This window comes from Micromonospora sp. 4G55 (assembly GCF_016803375.1).
On the sequence record NZ_JAEVHN010000435.1, the window covers coordinates 1 to 5,369 of the forward strand.

Annotated in this window: 6 protein-coding genes and 3 pseudogenes; 5 read left to right on the forward strand and 4 right to left on the reverse strand. The window is 73.8% G+C overall.

Going from position 1 to position 5,369, the window contains the following annotated elements; genetic code table 11:
• Both JNW89_RS26655 and JNW89_RS26660 read right to left on the reverse strand, forming a co-directional pair.
• Positions 1-222 (reverse strand): annotated as a pseudogene (locus JNW89_RS26655) (maleylpyruvate isomerase N-terminal domain-containing protein); the annotation flags it as partial.
• A gap of 102 nt (positions 223-324) precedes the next feature.
• The gene (locus JNW89_RS26660) at positions 325-747 is read right to left on the reverse strand and encodes a thioesterase family protein (RefSeq protein WP_238451077.1); all 423 of its coding nucleotides are present in this window, start codon (positions 745-747) and stop codon (positions 325-327) included.
• A 200-nt stretch (positions 748-947) separates the two neighbouring features.
• Between JNW89_RS26660 and JNW89_RS26665 the strand changes: the two genes are divergently transcribed.
• From JNW89_RS26665 to JNW89_RS26680, 5 genes and pseudogenes are all read left to right on the forward strand, one after another.
• On the forward strand, positions 948-1,562 hold the full coding sequence (locus JNW89_RS26665) for a hypothetical protein (protein ID WP_238451079.1): 615 nt from the start codon (positions 948-950) through the stop codon (positions 1,560-1,562).
• A gap of 626 nt (positions 1,563-2,188) precedes the next feature.
• Positions 2,189-2,578, forward strand: a pseudogene (locus tag JNW89_RS39070) (glycosyltransferase); the annotation flags it as partial.
• A gap of 112 nt (positions 2,579-2,690) precedes the next feature.
• The gene (locus JNW89_RS39075) at positions 2,691-2,891 is read left to right on the forward strand and encodes a hypothetical protein (protein ID WP_375155145.1); all 201 of its coding nucleotides are present in this window, start codon (positions 2,691-2,693) and stop codon (positions 2,889-2,891) included.
• 111 nt (positions 2,892-3,002) lie between these two features.
• A complete protein-coding gene (locus tag JNW89_RS26675; protein WP_238451082.1) occupies positions 3,003-3,461 on the forward strand; it encodes a deaminase in 459 nt (152 codons plus the stop codon).
• Positions 3,462-3,575: 114 nt separating this feature from the next.
• A complete protein-coding gene (locus tag JNW89_RS26680) occupies positions 3,576-4,019 on the forward strand; it encodes an SRPBCC family protein (protein WP_238451084.1) in 444 nt (147 codons plus the stop codon).
• Positions 4,020-4,023: 4 nt separating this feature from the next.
• Here JNW89_RS26680 and JNW89_RS26685 read toward each other — a convergent pair whose 3' ends face one another.
• Both JNW89_RS26685 and JNW89_RS26690 read right to left on the reverse strand, forming a co-directional pair.
• Positions 4,024-4,767, reverse strand: a complete 744-nt coding sequence (locus tag JNW89_RS26685) for a GNAT family N-acetyltransferase (protein WP_238451085.1) — start codon at positions 4,765-4,767, stop codon at positions 4,024-4,026.
• 73 nt (positions 4,768-4,840) lie between these two features.
• A pseudogene (locus JNW89_RS26690) lies at positions 4,841-5,212 on the reverse strand (nitronate monooxygenase); the annotation flags it as partial.
• Positions 5,213-5,369 lie beyond the last annotated feature (157 nt).

Sequence of the window (5,369 nt, forward strand, 5' to 3'; positions counted from 1 at the left end):
GCGGAAGTAGTCGCCGGCGGCGGCGACCTCGACGCCGTCGGCGGGGCGGGCCAGGTACTCCTCGACCGTGCTGAGGGACCGGCTGGTGTGGCCAACCAGGGCCCGCACGTCCCAGTCACCCAGGCCGGGCCGGCTCCACCGGTCACCGACCAGGGCGGCGGTGCGGACGAACCAGAGCGCTGCGTCGGTGAACGCCCGACGCGAGTCGTCCCACGGGTCCATGGGTGCAGCGTAGAAGCCCGTCCGCTCGGGACCGGCCCGTGTCGGCCGGCGTCCCGTCGCGCACCCCAGCGTGTCGTTCGCCGCCCGGTCGGCGCGCCCGCCTCAGAGGCGGAGCGGTCCCGGGTCGGTGGCCAGCTCCCGGAACCGCTTGCGCGGGTCGGCCACGAGCCGCCGGGTCGACAGGTCGAGCAGACCGCCCACCCCGGTCACCGTCGCGACCTGGGTGCCGTCCAGGCGGCGGTAGTCCTGCTCGATCCGGAACGTCCGGCCCTCGCCCCAGTGGAACTCGCAGGACACGTCCACCTCGTCCCCGCCGCGCAGCTCCCGCAGGTATCGCAGGGTGACCTCCAGGGCGACCGGGCCCACGCCGGTGGCGATGAGCCGGTCCTGCGAGATGCCGGCGGCACGCAGGCACTCCCACCGGGCGTGCTCGGCGTACTGCAGGTAGACGGCCTGGTTCAGGTGGCCCTGGGTGTCGAGCTCGTAGCCCCGGACCGCGATGCGCACCGTGAAGGGATCTCCCATGCACCGGGAGCGTAGGCGGTGGGTACGACGCCGCGTTCTTCGGCGTGACACCATCGGAGCGCCTCCTCCCGGAGCCACCGACCACGTGGCGTCTGGGACAGGGCCAGGGCCCCGGGTCCGGCCGGCCCGCAGCGGTGACGCGACCATCGCAGCCGCCGGGATAGGCTGCCACGGCACATCGGCGGGAGGCGGAAGTGGTGATGACGACGGTGGACGCACTCCGGCGATCCCCGATGCCGGTCGGCGTCGCCCTGCTCACCACGCTGCTGGTCGGCGGCTGCTCGAGCCCGTCCGAGCACCCCGCGTCCGTTGCCCCGTCCCCGACGGCATCGTCCGAGGTGGAGATGCGGATGGTCAGGCCGCCGGAGAAGCTGGGGCAGTACCGCTTGACGACCGACCCGGCGGTGGACGGGGAGACCGGCAGGATCGCCGGCGCCCTTGCGAAGCTGCTCGACGAGCCCGCCACCAGTTCGATCGCCATCAGCTACCAGGACCCGAGGTATCCCGAGCACACGACCCGACTCAGTGGCGTCTCCGGTCGGGTAGGGAACCCGGAAGGGGTCCTCGATGTGATCTTCGCCGAGATCCACCAGGCCCACGACGTTGCGCCCGTCGCGGCGGGACAGTTGGGCGGACTGGCCCGGTGCGGCAAGGCCGAGGATCTCGACGCGCACATCTGCGCCTGGGCGGACCACGGCAGCATCGGCTCGATGACGATCACCGGCCCGTCCGAGGATCGAGTTCCGGTGCGGGACTTCCTGTTCTTGCGAGGGCGGGCGGAACGCCCCGCCGCCGAGGCGTCGCGTCCGGCGTGACGGGCTGAGTGGTTCCAGCACCGCGAGAGCTTCGCCGACCCGCCGGCACGCGTCGCCAGGCACCACGGCGGCCAGATCATGAGAGGCGGATTCGGTCGACGCTCGCTTCCCTTCGGTCGGGCGATCTCGATAGGGCAGCGGCGGACCAGCCCGCGCTATCCAAGATGCATGTCGAAGCCCGCGAAAGCCTCGGGACCGACCGGCAGATCGGCCGCCGACCACATCCGGAGGCCGTTGCCCGTCACCGCACTGGGCGCCTCTGGGGTCGCCGGGGGCCACGAGGTGCCCGGGAGCGCGGGCGTACCTTCGTCGGAATGCGCGTACTGTTCGCCAGCCTCGCATCGGTCGGCCACACCTATCCGCTGATCCCACTGGCGGTGGCCGTCCGGGACGCCGGACACGAGGTGCACTTCGCCGTCGGCGCGGAGGTGCACGCACCGCTCGCCGCGAACGGCCTGCGCCCCTTCCGTCCCGCGGACGCGTTCTACGAGATCTACGCCGAGGACCTGGCACCGGAACTCGCCCGGTTGGAGCCCGACCTCGTCGTCCACGAATGGGGTGTGCCGGGAGCGGCCGTCGCCGCCCACCGGGCCGGCATCCCGGGAATCTGGCACGGCTTCGGGCGGATGATCCCCGAGGGCATCGGCCTCGAACTGCCCACCCGCAACGCCGAGGCCGCCGGACGGCCGCACGTCGACATCTGCCCACCGTCGTTGCAGGACGAGGGCTTCCTCGCCACCGCGGACCGGATCGAGTTGCGGCCCGTCGCGTACTCGACGCCGACGGCGCTGCCCACCTGGGACAGCCACCGCAGGTCACTGCCGCTGATCTACCTGACGCTCGGCACCGCCTTCGGCACCCGGGAGCTGCTGAGCGCGGCCATCGAGGGGCTGGCCGCGCTGGACGCGCGCGTGGTGGTCGCCGCCGGCCGGGTGCCCCTGGACCAGCTCGGGGACGTGCCGGACAACGTCAGCGTGCAGCGCTGGGTGCCGCAGGCGCAGCTGCTGCCGCACGCCGATCTCGTCGTGCACCACGGCGGCAGCGGCACCACCCTCGGCGCGCTCGCCGTCGGCGTCCCCCCAGCTGATCCTGCCGCAGGGCGCCGACCAGTTCGCCAACGCCGAAGCGATCAGCGCGGCCGGTGCCGCGCTGCGCCTGCTCGGCGACGAGGCGAGCGCCGCGGGCATCGCCGAGCACGCCCGGCGGCTCCTGCCCCGCGCCGGGCGGACCGACCACCGGGACGCCGCCCGCGCGATCGCCGAGGAGATCGCGCGGATGCCCTCCCCGGCCGAGGTGGCCCGCCACCTGCCCGATCATTCGCGCGGGTGAGAAGTGCGCTCTCGCCGGCCGCGCCGACCACCTCGCCCGGATCCGGTCGGGTACGAATGACAGCATCAGCCCGGCGGAAGGGAACGACGAAATGACTGAGCGGCGACCCACGTGACCCCTTCGCCCGCCCTCGACCGCCGCTGGCTCCAGGACGCGATCGACCTCTCCCGGCGGTGCCCGCCGAAGGCCACCGCGTACGCGGTCGGCGCGATCGTGGTCGGCCGCGACGGGACCGAGCTGGCCCGGGGGTACTCCCGGGAGACCGATGCCCACGTGCACGCCGAGGAGTCCGCGCTGGGCAAGCTCCGCGGGGTCGACCTGTCCGGAGCGACGATCTACAGCTCCCTGGAACCGTGCAGCGTGCGTCAGCACCGGTCGCCCACCTGCACCAGCCTGATCCTGGCCGCGGGCATCCGTCGGGTCGTGCTGGCGATGCGGGAACCACTGATCTTCGTGGACTGCCAGGGGGTCGAGCTGCTGGCGGCGGCCGGCGTCGAGGTGGTCGAGCTGCCGGACCTCGCGGACCGGGTACGCACGATCAACGGGTACGTCATGGGCGCGGGCGCCTGACGTCGCGGGGTCGGACGCGGCGGCGAACCCCGGTCACATCCCCCGCTTCCGGTGTGTCATGAGCTGTAGGCGGGACACCCTCGACCCGCCGCGTCAACACGAGCAGGAGGAGCCATGACCGCCGCTGTCTCCACCATCGACATCGACCGGCCGCCGGACGAGGTGTTCGCGTACGTCACCGATCCCTCGCGGTTCGCCGAGTGGCAGCACGACGTCGTGGGCGTACGCCTGGAGTCGGGTGGCCCGGTCGGGTTGGGAACCCGGTTCACGACGACCCGCCGGATCGGCGGGGTCGAGCGCACCATGACGCAGGAGGTGACCGAGGACAGTCCGCCCGGCCGGTGGGCCGTGCACGGCGTCGACGGGCCGATCAGGCCGAGCGTGACCCTCACCGTCGAACCTCTCGACGAGGGCGCGCGGTCGCGCGTGACGTTCGCCCTGGACTTCGCCGGACACGGGGTCGGCGTGCCGCTCGTGCCGATGGTCCGCCGGCTGGCGGCGAAGGGCGCGCCGGCGAGCTACCGGCACCTGAAGGAGCGGCTCGAGGCAGGAGGCTAGCGGCCTACAGCCGGTGCCGGACCCAGACGTTGGGCTCCACGTAGACGGCGTGGTCGTGCGCCACGTCGCAGTGCACCGGCACCAGAGCGCCCGGCACGTGCACCGGCCCGCTCGTGTCGAACGGCAGGCCGGTCCAGCGGCGCCAGTCCTCGAGACTGCCGCTGATCATCATGGACCGGGTGGCCACCCGCTCGATGCGTCCGCCCGCGCGCACGTGCACCCGCAGCCACGGGTCGACGGGCAGGCCGTCGTCGCGGACCCGGGCGGCGTACTCGGTCATCGGCAGCTCGGGGTCGGTGTGCTTGCCGCTCGGGCGGACCGGGGCGACCAGGGCGTCGTACCCCCGTTCGGCGACGGCCTGCCGCATGGCGGCGAGCATCCGGGCGGACAGCCCGGCGCCGCGCCGGTCGGGTCGGACGCAGATCTCGATGGCCGACACGATGTTCGGGGTGGCCCCGGTGAGGCGGGTGACGGTGGCCCGCTGGATCGCCCGGTCCCAGCCGCCGTCCGGCAGCTCCGGCTCGGTCCAGCGCAGCGGTACGGCGTACGCCCGCCCGACGGCGCGCCCGGGCTCGGCGGAGTCGACGGCGGCGAACACGAACTCGGGATAGAGGTCGTGGGCGACGTTGTAGTAGATGCCACCCATCGGATCCCAGAGCATGAACTGCGGCCACGCCCCGTCGAAGTCCTCGTCGAGCAGGGTAGCGAGGTCCGGGCGGTCCGCCAGGCTCACGATGTCGATCGTCACGGAGGGACACCGTAGGGCGGTCGCCGGGGCGGCGCATCCCAATTCGCGGCCCGCCCGAGGAGGCCGTGGCTGCTCAGCCCCAGGCGGCGGACCTGTCGACGGCCGCCGTCAGCGCGACCCTGGCCCCGGCGGTCAGCTCGGCCACCAGCTCACCCGCCGGCGTCTCCGTCGCCAGGGCATGCGCCTGACCGGCCCACTGGTTCGCCACCGAGGCGTCCCCGCTGCCCTTGGCGGCGGCGAGCAGCGGGCGGGTGAGGTGCAGCACCTGCGGGTAGCCGACGGGTGCCGACCCGTCGTGCCGGCGAAGGAAGTCGTTGACCAACCCACGCGCCCGCTTCCCGGTGAAGGCGCGGCTCAGCGCGGTCGGCGCGGTGCCGGCCACCGCCGCCCGGTGCATCGGGGAGGTGCCCGCCTCCGGGCAGCGCAGGAAGGCCGTACCGAGCTGGGCGGCGGCGGCACGCCCGCTTCCCGGTGAAGGCGCGGCTCAGCGCGGTCGGCGCGGTGCCGGCCACCGCCGCCCGGTGCATCGGGGAGGTGCCCGCCTCCGGGCAGCGCAGGAAGGCCGTACCGAGCTGGGCGGCGGCGGCACCGGCGGTCAGCAC